The 19,201-nt window shown below is 65.0% G+C and carries 11 protein-coding genes; 7 read left to right on the forward strand and 4 right to left on the reverse strand.

What is annotated here, in order from left to right; genetic code table 11:
* Positions 1-18 precede the first annotated feature (18 nt).
* The 7 genes from GC162_06905 (at position 19) to GC162_06935 (ending at position 14,391) form a co-directional block, all read left to right on the forward strand.
* Positions 19-3,876, forward strand: coding sequence for a PQQ-binding-like beta-propeller repeat protein (locus tag GC162_06905; GenBank protein ID MBI1368368.1), 3,858 nt, complete (start codon positions 19-21; stop codon positions 3,874-3,876).
* Complete coding sequence (locus GC162_06910; GenBank protein MBI1368369.1) at positions 3,873-7,871, forward strand: PQQ-binding-like beta-propeller repeat protein; 3,999 nt, start codon at positions 3,873-3,875, stop codon at positions 7,869-7,871. The genes GC162_06905 and GC162_06910 overlap by 4 nt, the downstream gene beginning before the upstream one ends.
* The gene (locus tag GC162_06915) at positions 7,868-10,123 is read left to right on the forward strand and encodes a hypothetical protein (GenBank protein MBI1368370.1); all 2,256 of its coding nucleotides are present in this window, start codon (positions 7,868-7,870) and stop codon (positions 10,121-10,123) included. The genes GC162_06910 and GC162_06915 overlap by 4 nt, the downstream gene beginning before the upstream one ends.
* Positions 10,120-10,710, forward strand: coding sequence for a sigma-70 family RNA polymerase sigma factor (locus GC162_06920; protein MBI1368371.1), 591 nt, complete (start codon positions 10,120-10,122; stop codon positions 10,708-10,710). The genes GC162_06915 and GC162_06920 overlap by 4 nt, the downstream gene beginning before the upstream one ends.
* The gene (locus tag GC162_06925; protein ID MBI1368372.1) at positions 10,707-12,350 is read left to right on the forward strand and encodes a hypothetical protein; all 1,644 of its coding nucleotides are present in this window, start codon (positions 10,707-10,709) and stop codon (positions 12,348-12,350) included. Before GC162_06920 ends, GC162_06925 begins: the two co-directional genes overlap by 4 nt.
* Positions 12,347-13,693, forward strand: a complete 1,347-nt coding sequence (locus GC162_06930) for a hypothetical protein (GenBank protein ID MBI1368373.1) — start codon at positions 12,347-12,349, stop codon at positions 13,691-13,693. Before GC162_06925 ends, GC162_06930 begins: the two co-directional genes overlap by 4 nt.
* 107 nt (positions 13,694-13,800) lie before the next feature.
* Positions 13,801-14,391, forward strand: a complete 591-nt coding sequence (locus tag GC162_06935) for a hypothetical protein (GenBank protein ID MBI1368374.1) — start codon at positions 13,801-13,803, stop codon at positions 14,389-14,391.
* Between the two features lie 380 nt (positions 14,392-14,771).
* On the opposite strand, the gene GC162_06940 is transcribed toward GC162_06935, so the two are convergent.
* From GC162_06940 to GC162_06955, 4 genes are read right to left on the reverse strand one after another with little or no spacing between them, the layout of a single operon-like run.
* Entirely contained in the window at positions 14,772-15,425 is a 654-nt protein-coding gene (locus tag GC162_06940; GenBank protein MBI1368375.1) for an MBL fold metallo-hydrolase, read from the reverse strand.
* Complete coding sequence (locus GC162_06945) at positions 15,426-16,556, reverse strand: hypothetical protein (GenBank protein MBI1368376.1); 1,131 nt, start codon at positions 16,554-16,556, stop codon at positions 15,426-15,428.
* 3 nt (positions 16,557-16,559) lie between these two features.
* Positions 16,560-17,390 (reverse strand): hypothetical protein, encoded by an 831-nt coding sequence (locus tag GC162_06950; GenBank protein MBI1368377.1) that lies wholly within the window; start codon positions 17,388-17,390, stop codon positions 16,560-16,562.
* Positions 17,391-17,392: 2 nt separating this feature from the next.
* Positions 17,393-18,940: a hypothetical protein gene (locus GC162_06955; protein MBI1368378.1), complete on the reverse strand. Its 1,548-nt coding sequence runs from the start codon at positions 18,938-18,940 to the stop codon at positions 17,393-17,395.
* Between the last annotated feature and the right edge of the window lie 261 nt (positions 18,941-19,201).

Below are 19,201 nucleotides of genomic sequence, written 5' to 3' on the forward strand. Positions count from 1 at the left end.
CACCCCGCGAGACGTTTCATGCACGGTTCGATTCAACGATCCCTGTCCGTCACGCTTTTGTTGACGACGTTCATCGCGCATGCGGCCCGCGCGGCTGAGGACGACATGGCGGCGATGGTGCGGACGGACAAGCCCATGTCGCTGCGCGGCGAGGCGTCCGACTGGGACGCCATCAAGGCCGAGCACGTCATCATGGGCCTCTTCGGCGAGGCGGCGACGTTCAAGCTCGCCTATGACGAAGCGAATCTGTACGCCCGGATCGTGGTGCATGACAAAAGTCCGATGAAGAACTCGGCGGGGGTGATCGAAGAGCTCATCAAGGGCGGCGACGCGGTGGGGGTGTGCCTCGGCGGTGTGACGGACGTGCGGGCGCTACAGCGCATCATGATCGCGCGCGTCGAGGGCAAGCCGACGATTCTTGCGATGCGTCCGAATTGGCGGGAGCACAAGCCGTATACGTACACGTCGGTCGGGTCGTACGCGATGGACTACGTCGGGCCGGTCGACGGGGCGGAAGCGGGGTTCGATGAAGTCGACGGCGGATATGCGGTGCGTGTGAAGCTGCCGTGGGCATCTCTGGCGATCAAGCCGCGCGAGGGATTGACGCTGCCGTTCGATCTGCAGGTGATTTTCTCCGATCCGGCGGGGTCGATGAATGTCGCCACGGCCTGGTGGCGCTGCGATGCGGGTCAGGCGATGAGCACCATGGACCTCGTCACCGAAGCCCGTCTTTACAGCCGCTCGTGGGGCAAGGCGAAGCTGTTCGCCGTCGACCCCGGTCCGCGCCCGACGCCCAACCTGCTCGACCGCGACGATCAGGCGGCGGCGTTCATCGGGCCCGGCGTGCCGATCGAACTCAATGTCGCGCAGGACAGTCACGTGAGCGTGATCGTGCGGCGGGCGGACGGATGGGTGGTGCGCGAACTGCTGCGTGCCCGTCGCCTTCCCGCCGGTCAATACACGCTCTATTGGGACGGGCGCGATCGCAACGGGCAGCCGATGCCCGCGGGCAAATACGAATACCTGATCGGACAATGGGACGACATAAAGGCGACGTTCGCGGCGAGCGTCGGCAACAGCGGGCGGCCCTCATTCCGCACGCCCGACGGCATGGGCAGCATCGGCGGGACGCACGGCGGAACCGCCGCCGTCGCGGCCGGCGAACATGGCGTCTACATGCTTCACTCCGGCGAGGAAGGTCAGCGGACGCTGCGCTGCATCGACCCGGCCACCGGCAAGGCCCGCTGGTTCGCGAGCATCGGAATCTTCGCACGGGGCTACGCCGTCGTCGAAGCGGATCAAAGCGTGTACGTGCTGCACTCATCGCGCAAGACGCGGCAACTGGAGAAGCTCGACGCCGCCACAGGGCAGCGACAGAAGATCGCGGGACAGAACGTCGTGGACCTCGGGCCGATCGAGCCCAGCGGTCTGGCGGTGATCGGCGACCGCGCGTACTACAGCGAACCCGACAAGAATCGCCTCGGCGTCATCGATCTGACCACCGGCCAGCCGCTGGCGGACATCGCCCTGACGCATCCTTCAGGCATGTGCTCTACCTCCGACGGCGCCCTGCTCGTGTGCAGCACGGCCGCCCTGCTGCGTGTCGAACCGGCGACGGGCAAGATCACGACCATCGCGGACAAACTCGACGCCCCGCGCGCGGTATCGGTCGACTCGGACGGCGTCATCTATGTCGCCCTGCAAGGCACGACGCAACAGATCATCAAACTCAGCGCGGCGGGCAAACCGATGGGCGCGATCGGCCGAGCGGGCGGGCGCGTACGCACCGCCGTACCTTACGATCCGATGGCCTTCGCCGAGTTGATCGGCGTGGCGACCGGGCCGGATGGGAACCTGTGGGCGGTCGAAGCCGGCGCGCCGCGGCGGTTCATCAAGCTCACGCGCGACGGCCGATGGCTCGAAGACTTTTACGGGCCGACCGGATACACGACCGTCGGCGTCGACCTTGATGATGCGTCCACGCTCTACTATCAGCCGGGCCCGCGCTCGTCGCAGTTCGTCAAGGCGCGCGTCGATTACGACGCCGCGGCGAAGGACCCGGGCAATCCGGTGGGCACATGGAAGATCGAGGCGATTTACGACATGAGCGACATCGGCCCGTCGCAGCGCGAAGGGTACGAACTGGAGGACCCCGTGGGGTCCACGGGCTACGGCCGCGCACTGGTGTTCACCAGCACGAGCGGCCATCGCTACTTTTTCATCGGGGCGCGGCAGCAATTCGGTCTGTGGATCGCCGACGGCGATCAATGGCGGCCCAGCGCCGCGATGCGGTCGGCAAGGCGCACCAAAGACCGCGCGGATGTGACGCTTCTGTGGACCGACGCCAACGGCGACGGCGTGACGCAGGACGATGAAGTCAGCGCGGTCGAGCGGCCGAATGCGCACTGGGTCTGGATCGACCGCGACCTGACGCTGCGCGGCGGGACGGCCGATCTATCGCCGACGACCATCAATGCGCACGGCGCACCGGTGTACGACGTGACGAAGACCAAGGAAATTTTCGGCGAGAATATGCTGCCGCGACAGGCGTACAGCGAACAGGGCAATTACAGCGTGACGTTCAGCCCGCCGGGCGCGGACGGCGCGCGGTACATGGCGACGAACGTCGGCGCGGAGGCGGGGCGGAACTTCTGGGACCGGTGCAGCGAGCTGCGCGTCTGCCGCGTCGTCGACGGCAAGGTCAAGTGGATCATCGGCCATCACGACGGCCGATATCGCCACAACGGCGACAGCACGATGATCATGAACATGACCGGCGAACTGGACGGCGTGGTGATGGCGACCGAAGTCAATTCCAACTTCACCGCGTACACCACCGACGGCCTGACGCTCGGTTGGATCAGCCGGGACGCCGACGATGCACAGGTCAACGACGGGCCGACCGCGTGGTACGTCGAGAATGTCCAGCCGGGCCTGTTCATCAAGGACGCGAAGACGGGGCGTCACCTGCTCGTCGGCGTGAGCACGGAGGATGTGCGCGTGCTCAACATCGACGGCGTGTTCGGCGATCAGATTCATCGCACGACCGGCTCGATCACGCTCGCTTCGCCGCAGCCGCGTGCCGCCGGCGCGCCGGATGTCGCGACGATTGCGTACCAGACGATGCTGCGCACGCACAGCGGGCGGTACGCCGGCGTCGACGGCATCGACACCGACTGGCGACAGGAAGCGCCGGCGATTTCGCTCATGCACGCCGGCGCCCTCGCGGCGGAGATTCGGCTGCGGCGCGATGCGGGCATGCTGTACGTCTTCGCGGATGTGCTGGCGGGCAAGGAGGACGCGATGGCGACCTGGCCCACGATGGAGCTGTTCATCGGCCCCGATGCACCGGCGTCGCGCACGGCGGCGGGTCCGGGGGATACGCAATTCGTGTTCACGCCCGGCGCGGTCAAGGACGAGCGACTGGGGATTCACGTGGCGGGGAAGGTGAACGTGTATCGCCCCGCGTCGGAACCGCTCGCGCCGTCGCCGGGATTGCGAGCGCTGGGTGTCACGGGGAATTTCATCGGCGACGAACTGAAGAAGCCGCTCGATTGCACGAAGCTGACCGCGCTGCCGGGGGGCACGGTCGAGTTCCGCCGGCGGCTCGATGGCGAAGGTTGGATGATCGAAGCGGCGATTCCGCTGGCCGCCCTGCCGGAATTGACGAGGCCGCGCAAGGTGAGCTTCGACCGCAAGGAGCACAAAGGGGCGAGCGAAACGCGCCTCGATCTCGCCGGGCCGATGCGGCTCAATGCGATCATCGGGCGCGGGAGCGAGCGGATCGGATGGACGGATGATGCGGCCGAAATGAACCCCGCGCGATGGGGCCGCGCTGAGGCGCCCGTCGATATGGATGATGCGAAGAACAAATGACATGGAGTGCTGACATGCGACCGAGATTTCTGCTTAGCCCCCTCTCCCTTCGGGAGAGGGTTGGGGTGAGGGTGGCCGCAAAGTATGGCGCGCTTCGTATTGGTCACAGTCAGTGTTTGGACGCACCCTCACCCGGCCCTTCGGGCCGACCTCTCCCGGAGGGAGAGGTTGTTTGGAGATCCGCCATGCAATTTCGGATGATGCTCGTGACGCTGATCGCCCTGCTGCTTGTCGCGCCGGTGTCGGCGACGGAGACGGAGAACCAGGGCATGCGCGTGCTGGCGCCCCGGAGCAAGGTCGTCATCGACGGGAAGACCGATGACTGGGACCTGTCGGCGGGGATGCTGGCCTGCCCGGATGTGGAGAATCAGCGGGAGGAGACGGCGATCTGGCTGCACACGATGTGGGACAAGGATTATCTGTATGTGCTGGCGCGGTTCACAGACCTGACGCCGCTCAACAATCCGGGGCAGACCGTCGCCGACTACGGGTTCAACGGCGACTCGCTCCAGTTCCGCATTATCACCAACGCCGGCGGCAAGGAGCCCTTCGGCAATCATTTCACCTGCTGGCACGGCGTGGACAACACCGACGTCATCAAGATCGAAAAAGGCGTCACCTTCAAAGGCGGCGTCCTGAAGGATGCCAAACTCGAAGGCGCGCTTCAAGCATTTACCGTCAACGCGGACGGGCGCGGCTACGTGCAGGAGATCGCGCTTCCCTGGAAGTTCGTCACCGCCGACGGCCAACCGCTCAAGCCCGGCGATTCGTTTCGCATGACGTTCGAGCCCAACTTCACGATCGGCCGCAAGGGCCGCGTGTCGGTGAAGGAACTGTTCGAGCCGGGCGAGCGCGTCGATCGGATCTTCACGTTCATGGCCAGCCGATGCTGGGGGACGGCGACGCTGTTGAGTCAGACGAGCGTCGACCCGCAGCCGCTGCGGCTTTCAGACGGGCGGACGTTCAAGGTGCATATGGACAAAGGCGAGCCGCGCGTGGACTGGACCGGCCTCGACCAGTCGCGCGAGCCCGAGGGCTTCAAGCCGATCACCTTCACCATGCCCGAAGACGGCCACCTCTCGCTGCATCTTCTCAACAGCGACGGACAGGTCGTCTGCCAGCTTCTCAATGACGCGTTCTACACGGCCGGCGAGCACACGGTGATGTGGGACGGTCTGGGTTCATGGTCCGCGCGCCAGCCGGGCGATACGCTCGAACCCGGCGCTTATTCATGGAAGGCGATCTGGCACAAAGGCATCGGTCTGCGGCTGACGGGATGGGCATGCAACGGGGGCATCGCGCCATGGGACGGTGCGACGGGTAAGGAGAACTGGGGCGGGGACCACGGCTCGCCGATCGCGGCGGCGGCGGACGGGTCGCGTGTCTATCTGGGCTGGAGCGGCGCGGAAGCGGGCAAGGCGCTTTTGTGCGTGGACAAGAAGGGCAACGTGCAGTGGTCCAACAACCGCGCGGGAATCAGCGGCGTCAAGGCGATGGCGTCCGACGGCAAAGTGGTGTACGTGCTGGGCGGCAAGTCCGGCGAAGCTTCCGGCGGCGGCGCGATCTACAAACTGAGCACGCGCGACGGCAGCTACCGGACATGGGACGACCCCGTCCGCAAGGACATCGCCGACATCATCGTCAAGGAACTCTGGGGCGAGGGACAGACCGGCCCGACGAAGGCCGATGACATCGCCCTGTGCGGCGACGCGATCGTGCTGAGCTTCAACGAAGCCGGCAAACTCGCACTGCTGGACACGAAAACCGGCAAGCTCATCAAGACGATCGACGCCCCCGCGCCGACGGCGATGGCGACGCTCGATGCGACCCATGTCGCCGTCATCAGTAATGCAAACAGCGTGCTGGCCATCGACGTGACGAACGGTCAGAGCAAGGCGCTTCTCGCGAATGTGCCGAACATGAAGGCGCTGGCGGTGCATGGCGAGAACGTGTTCGTCGCGCTCGGCGAGCCGGACAATCGGGTACATGTGTATTCGATGGAAGGCAAGGAGATTCGCACAATCGGCCGCGAAGGGGGACGGGCGAAGCTCGGCAAGTGGAATCCCGACGGGATGGCGTTCGTCAGTTCGATCGCGGTCGACGCGGACGGGAAGCTTTGGGTTTCGGAGCGTGACGGGGCGCCGAAGCGCATGAGCGTCTGGGACACGGCGAGCGGCGCGTTCGTGGATGAATTTTTCGGGCCGAGCAGCTACGGCGCCGTCGGCGGGGCGATCTGCCCGACGGACCCGATGGTCATGGTGGGTCAGGGTTGCGAATGGCGGCTCGACCCGGCGACCGGCCGCGCCGCTTGCGTCAGCGTCATCACGCGCGACGGCATGAACAATTCGCGCTTCGGCCGCGGAAGCAACGGGCGGCTTTACCTGGCCGTCTGCGAGGGCTGGATTCACGGCCCCAGCGACGTGACGATCTTCGAGCGCGTCGGCGAGGGCGACTACAAGCGGCGCGCCGCCTTCCACTACAGCGGCAAGGACAAAGAAGCCAAGACGCGCTTCTGGGCCGACCGCAACGGCGACGAGAAAGAGCAGGACGACGAATCCGTCACCATCGACGGCACGCTCTACTTCAGCCGATGGTACATGAACTTTTCGCCGGATATGACGATCACGTGTCGCGACGGTCGCATGCTGAGCGTCACCGGTTACACCGACTGCGGCGCGCCGCTGTGGAACGTGCAGTCGCCGAAGATGATCACGCCCAACGGCGTCGTCTCGGCGGACGGGACGATGGAACTGCTCAACGCGGCGTACAACGCGGACTTCTCGGAGTCCAAATGCGTCGACACGGCGAGCGGGAAGGTGCTCTGGTCGTATCCGAACAATTACGTCGGCGTGCATGGTTCGCACAATGCGATTCCGCCGGAGATCGGACTGATCCGCGGGGCGTACGAGCCGTGCGGCGTGGCGAAATTGCCCGAGCCGATCGGCAACATCTGGGTGATTCCCACGAACATGGGCGAGTGGCACATCCTCACCGGCGACGGGTTCTACCTCACGCGGCTGTTTCAGCCCGATCAACTCAAGGTGCGCTGGCCCGAGCAGGCCGTGCCCGGGGCGATCATGGACAACACGCCCCCCGGCATGGGCGGCGAAGACTTCGGCGGCTCGGTGACGCTCGCGGATGACGGCAACTTGTACGTGCAGGCGGGCAAAACCGGATTCTGGAACGTGCGCATCGTCGGCCTCGACACCGTCATAGCGCTCGGCAATGGTTCCGTTTCGCTCAGCGCTGACGACGTGACGAAGTCGCGCGGCTACCGTGAGCGCGCGCTGCAGGCGGCGATCGGCACGCCGACGATGACGATCCGTCACGCCACGCCGAAATTCACCGGCGCACTCGGCCGCGACTTCGCCGGCGACCGGGGCGTCAACTTCATGAAACAGGACGAGGCGAAGGTGCGCTTCGTCGGGGCATGGGACGAGGCGAAGCTCTACCTCGGCTACGAAGTCGCCGACCCGACGCCGTGGGTCAACGGGGCCGAGGACGCCACGTCGATGTACCTCAACGGCGACACGGTCGACTTCCAGCTCGCCGCCGACCCCGCCGCCAAACCCGATCGCAAGGACGCCGCCGCCGGCGATCTGCGTCTTTCCATCGGCGACTTCAAGGGCACGCCCACCGCCGTGCTCTATCGTCCCGTCTGGACCGACAAGCACCCGCACACCTTCAGCTCCGGCGTCATCAAGGATTACACCCTCGACTCCGTCACACGCCTCGACGGCGTCGACATCAAGGTGACGAAGTCGAGCCGCGGATATACGATTGAGGCGGCGATTCCGCTCGCTTCGCTGGGCCTGACCCTCAAGCCGGGCATGACGCTGCGCGGCGACATCGGGGTCACGCACGGCGACGCGGCCGGCAAGCGGACGCGCCTGCGGACATACTGGGCGAACCAGCACACCGGAATCGTCGACGATGCGGTCTTTGAGCTGATGCTCGAACCGCGCTATTGGGGCGACATGAAATTCGAACCATGAATCACATCTCGCGGCAATGGATGATCGTCACGGCGATCATGATCACGACGGTCGGCGCGCTGATTGCCCGATCGGAGACGCCCGAGCCGGCGAAGCGCCCGCTATGGACGACGTCGCGCGTCGCCGGTTCGCCGGAGCCGCCGGAGCGGTATCGCGTCGAGCGCGTGCATGAGGATGTGAAGCTCGATCGCCCGGTCGATGCGTCGATCTGGCCGCTCGCAAAGCGTTGGGTCGTGGCGAGCGAATCGGGTGTGCTGCAATCGTTCGCCGACGAAACCGGCGGCTCGCCCGCCCCGCTGCTCGACATCCGCCGGCCCGATCATGACAAGCTCGCATGGAACGAGCAGCGGCGCCTTTGGAGCTTCACGTTCCACCCCGACTTCGCGCACAACGGTTACTTGTACGTCTGTTTCCACGACCCCGTGCCCGCGCCCAAGCGCACGCGCCTCGTGCGCTACACCTATGTCCATCGCGACGGCGAATCCGCCCCGACCATCGACCCCGCCACCGCCTATCCCATCGCCGACTGGAACCCCGGCGATGATCATTTCGGCGGATGCCTCAAGTTCGGCACGGACGGCATGCTCTACATCTCCGTCGGCGACGGCAGCGGCTACGGCGACGAGCACGGCAGCGGACAGGACGTCACCGACTTCAACGCCTCGATCCTCCGCATCGACGTCGATCACGCCGACGCCGACAAGCACTACGCCGTCCCGCGCGACAATCCGATGCTCGCGGTGCCCGGCGCGAAGCCCGAGCTTTTCGCCTACGGGCTCCGCAATATCTGGCGCATGAGCGTCGACAGCGCAACCGGCGATCTGTGGGGCGGCGACGTCGGACAGGACCTCTGGGAATCCGTCTTTCATATCGAACCCGGTCACAATTACGGCTGGTCCCTCAAGGAAGGCTCGCACGACTTCCGCCCCGATCGCCCCGCCGGTCCGACGCCGATCTCGCCCCCCGTCTTCGAACTCGATCACTCCGAAGCGCGCAGCATCATCGGCGGCGAAGTCTACCACGGCCGCGCCTTCCCCGAACTCGACGGCACGTACATCTACGGCGACTTCGACACGGGCAAAATCTGGGCCCTGACCTATGACCGCGACAAGCATGTCATGCTCAAGAATGAAGAACTGATCGACACGCCCCTGCGCATCGTCAGTTTCGCGCATGACCATGATGGCGAACTGCTCATCATCGACTACGCCGGCGGACTCTACCGCATCGAGCGCGCCCGCCCGCAGGACGCCCCGGCGCATCCGTTCCCGCGCCGACTCAGCGAGACGGGGCTGTTCGCCTCGACCGCCGACCTCACCCCCGCGCCCGGCACGGTCCCGTATGAAGTCAACGCCCCGCTCTGGTCCGACGGCGCGATCAAGCAGCGGTTCATCGCCGTGCCGGGCGATGCGAAGATCGAGTTTTCCCCGGTAAAACCGTGGAAATTTCCGGAAGGGACCGTCCTCGTCAAGACGTTCATGCTCGAGCTTCGCCCCGGCGATCCGACCAGCCGGCGACGACTTGAAACGCGCCTGCTGCATCTCGAACAGAACCATTGGCGGGGCTACACGTACCTCTGGAACGATGCGCAGACCGATGCCGAACTGATCGGCCCCGCGGCGCTGGAGCGCACCTATGAAGTTGCCGACGCCGGCGCGCCCGGCGGCGTGCGCAAACAAACATGGCATTTCCCCAGCCGCGCCGAATGCACCCTCTGTCACACCATGCCCGCCGGGTTCACCCTCGGCGTCAACACCGCGCAGCTCAACCGCCCGCACGACTACGACGGCACGCGCCTCAATCAGCTCGCGGCCTTCGAGCAGATGGGCCTCTTCACGCGCCCCATCAGCGAGACGCTCACGAAGCTCGACGCCGCCGGTCATCTCACTTCGATCGACCTGCCGCATCTGACCGATCCGTCCGACGCATCGCAGCCCCTCGCAGACCGCGCCCGCTCGTACATGCAGGCCAACTGTGCGCATTGCCACATGCGCATGGGCGGCGGGAACTCGCAGTTTGAATTGCTCAGCTCGATCCCGCTTGCCGACATGCACATCGTCAGCGCCCCGCCCGTGCACAGCGACATGGGTCTGACCGGCGGCGTGATCCTCGCGCCCGGTGATGCCGATCATTCGATGATCCCTTATCGCATGTCGCTGCTCGGCAAAGGCCGCATGCCCCCGGCGGGGACGAACGTCGTCGATGCGGCCGGCGTCGCGCTTCTGCGTCAGTGGATCGGCGAAATGAAATGACGCCGCGCCCCGGCCAATTTCCTCCGCGAGCCGACAATACATTCATAGACCCGGAGCATCGCGTGAAACCCTTGAGTTCCGACGATTTTCTCGCTCATTACGTGCGGAATCAGAGCCGCATCTATCGCTTCATCGTCACGCTCGTGCCCGGCCGCACCGACGCCGAGGAGCTTTTCGCGCAGACTTCGCTGACGCTCTGGAAAATCCGCGACCGCTTCGATCCTTCGCAGGACTTTACCCGCTGGGCCTGCGGCATCGCGCATAACCATGCCCGCAACTACATGCGCCAGCGCTACGCCGCCATGATGCTCCTCGATGAAGACGTGCTCGACGCGCTGGCCGATCTGCGTCATCGCTCCGGCGAAGTGCTCGACGATCGCCGGGCCGCGCTCGCCGATTGCATGGCCAAGCTCCCGGCCGATCGGCGTCAGCTCATTGAAAGCTACTACCAAGATGAGGACGCCATCGCCGACATCGCCGCCGCGCGAGGGCAGACGACCAACGCCGTCTACAAGGAACTGAAGCGCCTCCGCGTGACGCTCTTCAATTGCATCAGCCGCACCATCGCCGCACAAAACCCCGCATGAGCGACACCCCGATCATCCCGGCGGGCATCCCCGAAGCGTGGATCGCGCTCGTCGATGCCCACTGCGCCGGCACGCTCGAGTCCGATCAGCGCGTCGAACTCAACGACCTGCTCCGCCGCGAGCCCGCCGCCCGGATGTTCTACCTCGCCTATCTCGATCTGCATGCACAGATGCGCTGGGATGCGCGCGGGGCGAACGAAACGCTCCCGCCGATGACGTTCACCAATGAGCCCAAGCGCCGCATCGCATGGCCGTCCCGCTTCGCCGCCGCCGCGCTCATCCTGCTTTCGCTTATCCTCGGCGTGAACTTCTACTTCACGCAATCGCCCGCCGCTCCCGCCGTACTCATCGCCGCTTCCAACGCCCGCTTCGTCGGCCCCGCCGCCGATCTGCCCGTCGGGGCCGCCCTCGCCGCCGGTCCGCTCGAACTTTCGCAGGGTCTGGCGCAGATTCGTTTCGCCGACGGCGCCGAGATGCTCCTGGAAGGCCCCAGCCGCATCGAACTCGTCCGCGCCGATCGCGCCGCCCTGCACTTCGGCCGGGCCGTCACGCGCGTCCCCCCCGCCGCCGTCGGGTTCACCGTCGACACCCCGCGCCTGACCGTCGTCGATCTCGGCACCGAATTCGGCCTCGACGTCGGCGCCAATGGCGCCTCGCAAGTGCAGGTCTTCGAAGGTCAGGTCATCGCCCACACGCGCACCGCCGCCGCCGTCGAGCATCGCCTCTCCGCCGGTCAGGCCCTCGAAGCCGACGACACCGCGCCGCAGGCGCTGCGCCCCGTCGCCTTCGATGCCGATCGCTTCGTGCGCCGGTTCCCCATGCCCGCCCGCAGTTCCCCGCCGAGCGGACCGCTCTACAACCGAAGCCGTTTCGACGCCGTGCATGTCGTCCCCGCCGTTTCGCCGCCTGCGATCGACGGCGACCTTTCCGACTGGGACGCCTCGGGTCTGTTCCGCTCCGCCTGCGTCGAGCCCTACGCCAGCGACTATTTCGTCGAAGGCATGATGATGTACGACGCGGATCATCTGTACATCGCCGCGCGCGTCGGCGATCCGGCGCCGATGCGCAATCAGCGTGATCCTTCCGCCGATCCGGGTTGGCTCTGGGCTGGCGGCAGCGTCATCGTGCGGCTCGCGACCGATCCAGCGCTGGGCTATCCGCTCGACGCCATCGCTTCCGCCGCACGCACGCGCACGACGCCGCCCGATGCCGGTCATCGTCCGCAGGACACCACCGATCGCATCGCCAGCATCGTCCTCTGGTATCACCAGCCGACGCATCAGCCGCGCCTTCAGGTCGTCTTCGGCATCGATCATCACCAGTGGGCCGGCGACCTGACCGGCTGGCAGGGCGCGTTCCGCCGCTCGCCCGACGGCCGCAGCTACACGCTCGAGTACGCCATTCCCTGGTCCGTCCTCCGCGCCGCTGAGGATCATCCCCGCGCCGGCGACGCCGTCGCCTGTTCGTGGAACGTCCACTGGTCCGACGAACTGGGCCGCATCAGCCGCGGGCATCTCGTCGAAATCACCAGCCCGTCCGCTCAGCCGTACCTCTTCCTCAACGGCTCCACCTGGGGCCGCGCCATCTTCCACGACGCCGGCCATCTCCCCCCCGGCACCGTCCAACCCCAACTGCGATGAGCCCACCTCTCATGATCCGTCCATCGATGAACCACCAAGACACCAAGGTCACCAAGAAGACACATCCCTGTTTCAAAACCCGATCATCACCTTGGTGCCCTTCGTGCCTTGGTGGTTCAACGGTTCTGGCCATCCTGCTGCTCGCGCTCGTCTTCACCACGTTCGCACAAGCCGCGCAGCCGAGCTTCGCCGACTTCGATCGTCGCGCCCGGGCCGGTGAACATTTGAACGTCGTCTTCTTCGGTGCATCGCTCACATGGGGCGCCAATGCGACGGACCCGATGCGCACCTCGTACCGCGCCCAGACCGCCGACCGGCTCGAAAAGCGTTACCCCCAAGCGCATTTCAAGTTCTTCGACGCCGCGATCGGCGGCACCAGTTCGCAGCTCGGTCTCTTCCGACTCGACCGCGATGTGCTCGCCCGTCACCCCGATCTCGTCTTCCTCGACTTCACCGCCAACGACGGCGTCTACGAAGCCCGCCCCGACACGATGGCCAGTTACGAAGCCATCGTCCGCCGCATCATCACCGAAGCCCATGCTCCCGTCGTGCAGGTCATCTTCCCCTTCAAGTGGGACGTCGCCGCCGGCAAGCTCGACGGCATGGCCCGGCGCGAAGCGCACATCGCCATCAGCATCGCGTATCACACCGCGCTCGGCGACGCCATCGCCCTCGCGCAACAGCGCGTGCGCGACAAGCTCACCACGCTCGAAGAACTCTGGCCCTACGACGGCGTGCATCCCGGCGACGACGGGTACACGCTTTTCACCGACGCCGCATGGTCCGCCCTGCTGTCCGCCATCGACGATCAGCGCGTCTGCGCCCCGCCCGAAAAGATGCTCAACGCCGACACGTACATGACCTCCGCGCGCATCCCGCTCAAGGATCCGCCCGGGCCGCCCGCCGGCTGGACCGTTGGCAAGCCGCATGTCGTCTCCGCGTATTTCGACATGCTCATGTCCCGCTGGCTCGACTCGCTGGTCATCGCCACGGGCCCCGCCGCCGCGAACTACACCCTCCGCTTCCGCGGGTCCGACGTACTGATTTTCGGCGAAGCCACCGTCAAATCCGGCTCGTTCACCGCCACGATCGACGGCCAACCCGTCCAGCGCCCCGACGGCCCCAAAGGCGCGATGATCGACACCTTCGACGCCGGCAAACTCGCCAAGCGCTTGAACGGCAACACGCACTTCTACCAGGTCCTCGCCGAGAACCTCGACCCCGATGCGACGCACACGCTCGTCATCGAGCCCCACCTCGACACGCCCGACGCCGAACTGCGCTTCGAAAGCATCTGCATAGCCGGCCCCCACGCCGCCCTCGTCCCCGCATCGCCGAATTGACAAAAAGCGCTCGCCGTTGGCTCGCGGCTAAACGAAACCCCCCCGTTTAGCCGCGAGCCAACGGCGAGCGCTTCCCCTTGTTCCCCGCGCGCATTAGAATCCGCGACATGGTCCGGGCGTTTCATGTTATTTTCTGCGCGTATGGGTTCTGGCTCCCCAATGATCCGCGGGGATCGTGGTCGGATTTCGTCGGGGCGTGGGAACTGTTGCGGTTCGGTCCGGCGACGAAAACGACGACGCGGCGCTCGGTCGCCGGCCGAGCGCATGACCCGATATCGCGGCGGGAGGCGAAGTCGGCGCTCAAATATCCGCCGGTTGTTTTTGACGGACATCAGGCCCGTGCGATCGCGCGCGGGTTCGCGGACAAGACGGACAAGGCCGGTTACCGCATTCTCGCCGGTGCGATTTTGCCGGAGCATGTGCATCTGGTGATCGCGCGTCACGACCAGAACATCGAACTGATCGTCAATCACCTCAAAGGCGCCGCGACGCGCCGGTTGATCGAAGAGAATCGTCATCCGCTCGCGACGTTCGCTCGCCGTGATGGCCGCGTGCCCTCACCGTGGGCGGTGGGTCAGTGGAAGGTGTTTCTCGATCAGGCCGACGCCATCAATCGCGCGATCGAGTACGTTCGCATGAACCCGATCAAGGAAGGCAAGCGCGCCCAGCATTGGGATTTTGTAACGACGAACGCATGACCGTCCCCCGTTTAGCCGCGAGCCAACGGCGAGCGCTTCACTACCCTGTTCACGCTCGAGGTTGACATCCGCGGGCGCGACCTGGAAATGGGAAGTAAGAGGGGGAGATTTTGTCGGATTTCGCACAGAGGTGACGCGATTAGCGCATGGGCGCGGCAAAAGCGCGCATGGGGCGGGCAAGGGCGTTTGTAAGTCGTTAAAACACGGCGCACCGGCGCGCCCAACCCCGGTGCGCCGGTGCGCACCGGACCGTCCGGTGCGCGCGAAGCGACGTGATGATGCGCGAAAGCGGGGTTATTACGGGTGAAAACGGGGGCGCACGGCGCGGTCGAAATCGGCGAACATGGTCGAACGGGTGCGCGGGGTGCGGGCTTGAGGGGTCAGCCCCATTGGATGTTGTGTTCCTGGAGGTAGCGTTTCCAGTTGGTGCGGAGGTGGTAGAAGTCGTTGAAAGTCGAGGCGAGGAGGAAGGGGTTGGTGCGGCGTTCGTGACCGATGGTCGAGTGCGGGGTCGGGCCGTAGTTGTGGCCGGGGTAGACCTCGGTTTCGTCGGGGAAGGTGAGGATTTTCTCGTGGAGATTGCGGTGGTGGAGCCGGGCCTGCTGCTGCGATTTGGACTTGCCGACGCCGCCGACGAACAGTTCGTCGCCGACAATCAGCTTGTCATGATCGCAGAGGAGGAGGATCGAGTCGGGGGCGTGACCGGGGCAGAAGGTGATTTTGATGGGGACGGAGCCGATGCGAATCGTCTGGCCATCGCGCAGGGGGCGATCGACGCCGGGGACGGTCTGGTAGGCGGCGAAGGGGGCGCCGGTCTTTCGGACGACGTCGGGAACACCGGCGATGTGGTCGTAGTGGGAATGGGTTCCAATGACCATGACGACATCGCATCGCAGCTCAGCGGCCCGGTCGAGGGGGATATAGGGGTTGTACCCGGGATCGACGATGGCGAGCTGACAGGTGTCCAGATCGCCGACGAGGTAGGAGAAGTTCTTGTCGCCGCCGACGTGAATCTGTTCGAAAAGCGTGCTCATTCAGTCAATGGTATCAATTGGCGGCGGATCGACACGGTTGGGGGCGGCCTCGGTGGAGTCGGGCGGACGGATCGTCTTGTCGGGCGGCGGCGGCGGCTCAGGGGGCCGGCCCTTGCACTTGATGTTGCCTTCGAGGCGGACGGACCATTCGCTGTTGAGGGTCATGGGCTCCCAGCCGGCCATCATGTCGGCGTCGGCGGCGATGGCGCGGGCGGCGATGTAGGTCTCGAAGCTGTCGGGCCAGACGAGATAGCGGGCGTACTGGGTGGTCTTATTGGCGGCACGGACGGCCTGCTGATAGTCGCTTTGCGGTGCGGAAAGCTGCTCGACGGTTTCGCCGGCGTCGGGTTTGCGGTCGAGGATCATGTAGGGCGTGTAGTTGTGAATCTTGATGCGGACACGAAAGTATTTGTCGCCGAGGGCATGGGTCTCGAAATAGTTGACGACGGCGTCGCAATCGATTTCGCCCTTGGCATTGGGCGTCCCCCCCGCCTGCTGCACGCCGGTCTGCGCCACCAGCTCAAGCTGCGTCATATCCACCGGCAAAATCCGACCTTCGCGGCAGATGAACAGGATCGGCGTGGCCTCCGGCGGCGCAGGCCGGGGATTGGGCAGCGTGATGATCTTGGGCGCGGGCACCTGCATTTGCGGCGTCGTGTCGAGAATCGCCTTGAGCTTGGCGAGCTCCGCCTGTGCGCTGGAAATCTTACTCTCAAGATCGTGCGCATGCTTGCCGCGGTCATCGATGATCTTCTTGACTTCCGCGGCGTCGATCTTGGCGTCGGGCTTCATCGAAAGCTCCTTTTTGAGCGCTTCGATGAGCTGGGTGATCTGCTGCAGGTCCGCCTGATCGTTGGCCACGCGGCGACCGACATCGCGCCATTGCTCGCGCAGCTGATCGAGCAGCGCCCGCAGACTGTCGGCGTCCTTTTCAGCGATGTCGAGCTTTTCGAGCGTGACATTGAGCGAGGCGCTGGCGCTGACGCCGCGCGTCGAGACAATGCGTTTGACCGCATCGCCCACGCCCAACTGCGTCACCGCCAGCAGGATCACGAGGATCCCCACGACATTCGTCATCGTGTCCAGCAGCGAATCGAGGCTGCCGCCGTGCTGTGTCTGGCGCAGTCGCATGGGCTACTTCTTGATGAGGTCCTTGAACATGGTCAGGTCGATCTTGCCCTGTCCGTACACGGGGAGCTTGCCGTTGCGGGCATAGCGGGAACGGGCGATGCCGCGGGCGACGAAATATGTCCCCAGTCCGTCTTCACGGATGAGGAAAATCACGGTTTCATCCTTGCCCGACGCCACGGCATCGAGCAGTTTCAGGAACGGCTCGCTCTTGGCCAGGTCGCCGCGACGCACATGCACCGTATCGGCGCCTTCGTAGAGCACGACGCCGCCGGCATTGCACTCGACGAAGCGCGGCTTCAGGTCCGTGCCGCTGCCGCTGGGCAGGATCGTCACCTGCGATTCCTCCGGCTTCTTCTTGCGGTCGGCGATTTCACGCTTGAGCGATTCGATCTTCTCCTGCAAGTCGCGCAACTCCGGTTCGAGTTCCACGACGCGCAGGCGAAGGTCGTTGGCCTCCGCGAGCATCTGGGCGTTGTTGCCTTTGTTGGCGACGAGATTGCGAATCTGCTGCGTGCGCTCGGCTTCGAGGCGGGCCAGCTCGCTGCGCGCCGCCGCCACCTGCTGCCGCACATTCTCCGCCTCTTCGAGCAGTTTTTGCAGCCGCTGAATTTCCTCACGATCGCGATCGGATTGATTCGACACTTGCTTGAAATGATCGTCGCGGTCTTCCTGCTGCCGCATGAACAGGGCGGTCTGCGCCACGTGGCCCGGATCAATCTCGCCGAGCACCATCGCCGTGATCATCAGCGTCAGCACGCCGATCACGCACGCCAAAATACTCAGGAAGGGAAACAGCGTGACGGGCGGTTCAGCAACCTGGCGGCGACGCGCCATGCTTACCCTCCTCCATGACGCTTGCTTAAGACCCCCTGCGGCAAATCGTCATCGGGCATTTCATCCACCGGCGATTCATGCACCGGCGACTCATGCGCCGGCATCGACTCGCGCGACTCGAGCTTGATCTGCTTGTCGCCAAGCTGGCTCAGCACGCTGTTGAGCGAGCGCAGACCCACTTCCAGATTGGCGAAATAGCTCTTGAGCGCGTCGGCCGACGCGCGCATCGAACCGGCGATTTCCGACTGCACCGACTGCGTCTGCTCACGCAGGTCCGTCATCGCCGACTTCATCTCGTCGACGACCTGCGGCACGAGGGCCGCGCCCGGGTTGACCGCGGCGACCATCTGATTGATCTGCTTGAGCCGCTCATCCTGCTCGCCGCGGTACTTCTCGTTGATCTGCGTCCATCCCTCAGCGACTTTCCGCGAGATGGCGTCGCCGACCGCTTCGTACTTCTGTCGCCATGCCTCCATCTCCGCATGGTGCGCCGCCAGGGCCTGATCGACCACCGCGCGAATCTCCGCCTGACGGTCCCCGGCGGGCGGAGTGGCGCCTTCGCCCTCCGGCTTGACCTCGTCATTGAGGCGTTTGAGCAGATTCTCGTTGCAGTATTCGTCGACCCAGTTGATCAGGTCCTCTTCGGACTTCTGAAGCGAACTGGCGGGGAAGGAAACAAGCAGACTCATCACCAGCGCGACGAGCGTGGTGTCGAACGCGGTGGCCAGGCCGCCGGTGACGTTGTTGAGCGATTCCTTGAGGACGCTGATGTCCTGCGCCTGGCCCATCGAGCCGTTGAACGAATTGACCGCGTCGGAGATGCCCACGACGGTGCCGATGAATCCGAGGATCGGAATGGCCCAGATGAAGACCTTGACGATGGTGTAGCTGCCCTGGACGCTGTTGGCGTCGATCTCGGATTGGGAGGCCATCATGGTGGCGACTTCGGGGTTGGACTTGCGGACCTGGAAATGTTCGAGGCCTCGCAGCACGCGATTGATCAGGAAGCTGTTGGACGCGCGGGCGGGGAGGGAGCGGATGTGCTCCATGAACTGATCGACGGTGCGGACATTGATGTCCTCGGAAATTTCGGTGGGCAGGACGTCAAAGAGCATGGCGTCCTTCTGGCGGCGAAGCTTGCGGGATTTGAAAAAGAGCATGACCACGGACCAGGCCATCAGGTACACCAGTGCGTAGCAGACCCACGCGCCGGTTTCCTGCTTGATGAAGAGCTTGCCGAAGTACGTGTGCTTGAAGGGGAAGAGGATGGTGTAGAAGGCGATGGTGATCACGACGCCGATCATGGCGCTGGGCAGGAGCGTGACGTTGGTGCCGTCGGACCACTCGGCCTGCGTGCGTGCACTGGAGCGTTGCGACTTGCCGTTGGGGCCGCGCTTGCCGCGCGGCGTGGCGACGGGGATGTCGGCGGGGGTGACCTGCGGAACGGTGATGGCCTTATGGCAGTAAGGGCAACGGGCCTTGCGACCGACGTTTTCCTCGCTGACCTTCAGATTCTTTCCGCAGTGATCACACGGAAACTTGAAGTACATGCCGGCACTCCGGGTGCGTCCTCTTCACCTAAAGCCCTCGCCGAACGGCTGCCCCATCCATGATAACACCGACAAACGCTCGGCAGACAAGGGCTTTCCCACACCCCCGTGTGAACACTCTATTGTACAGGCCCCTTGGGATGATGCCAAGAAATAAGTTATGAATCGGACGCCGGTTTTGATGGCTCGCGCCCCGGCGTGTTCTGCTGTGCGTGCGTATCAATCGAGCGGCAGGCGCATCCACGGTGTATCCCCAGCCAC

The organism is Planctomycetota bacterium, assembly GCA_016125255.1.
Classification (GTDB): domain Bacteria; phylum Planctomycetota; class Phycisphaerae; order Phycisphaerales; family Zrk34; genus RI-421.

Excerpts from the sequence above, each read along its gene's own strand:
- GC162_06905 (MBI1368368.1), top strand. The coding sequence starts at position 19 with ATGCACGGTTCGATTCAACGATCCCTGTCCGTCACGCTTTTGTTGACG.
- GC162_06910 (MBI1368369.1), top strand. The coding sequence starts at position 3,873 with ATGACATGGAGTGCTGACATGCGACCGAGATTTCTGCTTAGCCCCCTC.
- GC162_06915 (MBI1368370.1), top strand. The coding sequence starts at position 7,868 with ATGAATCACATCTCGCGGCAATGGATGATCGTCACGGCGATCATGATC.
- GC162_06920 (MBI1368371.1), top strand. The coding sequence starts at position 10,120 with ATGACGCCGCGCCCCGGCCAATTTCCTCCGCGAGCCGACAATACATTC.
- GC162_06925 (MBI1368372.1), top strand. The coding sequence starts at position 10,707 with ATGAGCGACACCCCGATCATCCCGGCGGGCATCCCCGAAGCGTGGATC.
- GC162_06930 (MBI1368373.1), top strand. The coding sequence starts at position 12,347 with ATGAGCCCACCTCTCATGATCCGTCCATCGATGAACCACCAAGACACC.
- GC162_06935 (MBI1368374.1), top strand. The coding sequence starts at position 13,801 with ATGGTCCGGGCGTTTCATGTTATTTTCTGCGCGTATGGGTTCTGGCTC.
- GC162_06940 (MBI1368375.1), bottom strand. The coding sequence starts at position 15,425 with ATGAGCACGCTTTTCGAACAGATTCACGTCGGCGGCGACAAGAACTTC.
- GC162_06945 (MBI1368376.1), bottom strand. The coding sequence starts at position 16,556 with ATGCGACTGCGCCAGACACAGCACGGCGGCAGCCTCGATTCGCTGCTG.
- GC162_06950 (MBI1368377.1), bottom strand. The coding sequence starts at position 17,390 with ATGGCGCGTCGCCGCCAGGTTGCTGAACCGCCCGTCACGCTGTTTCCC.
- GC162_06955 (MBI1368378.1), bottom strand. The coding sequence starts at position 18,940 with ATGTACTTCAAGTTTCCGTGTGATCACTGCGGAAAGAATCTGAAGGTC.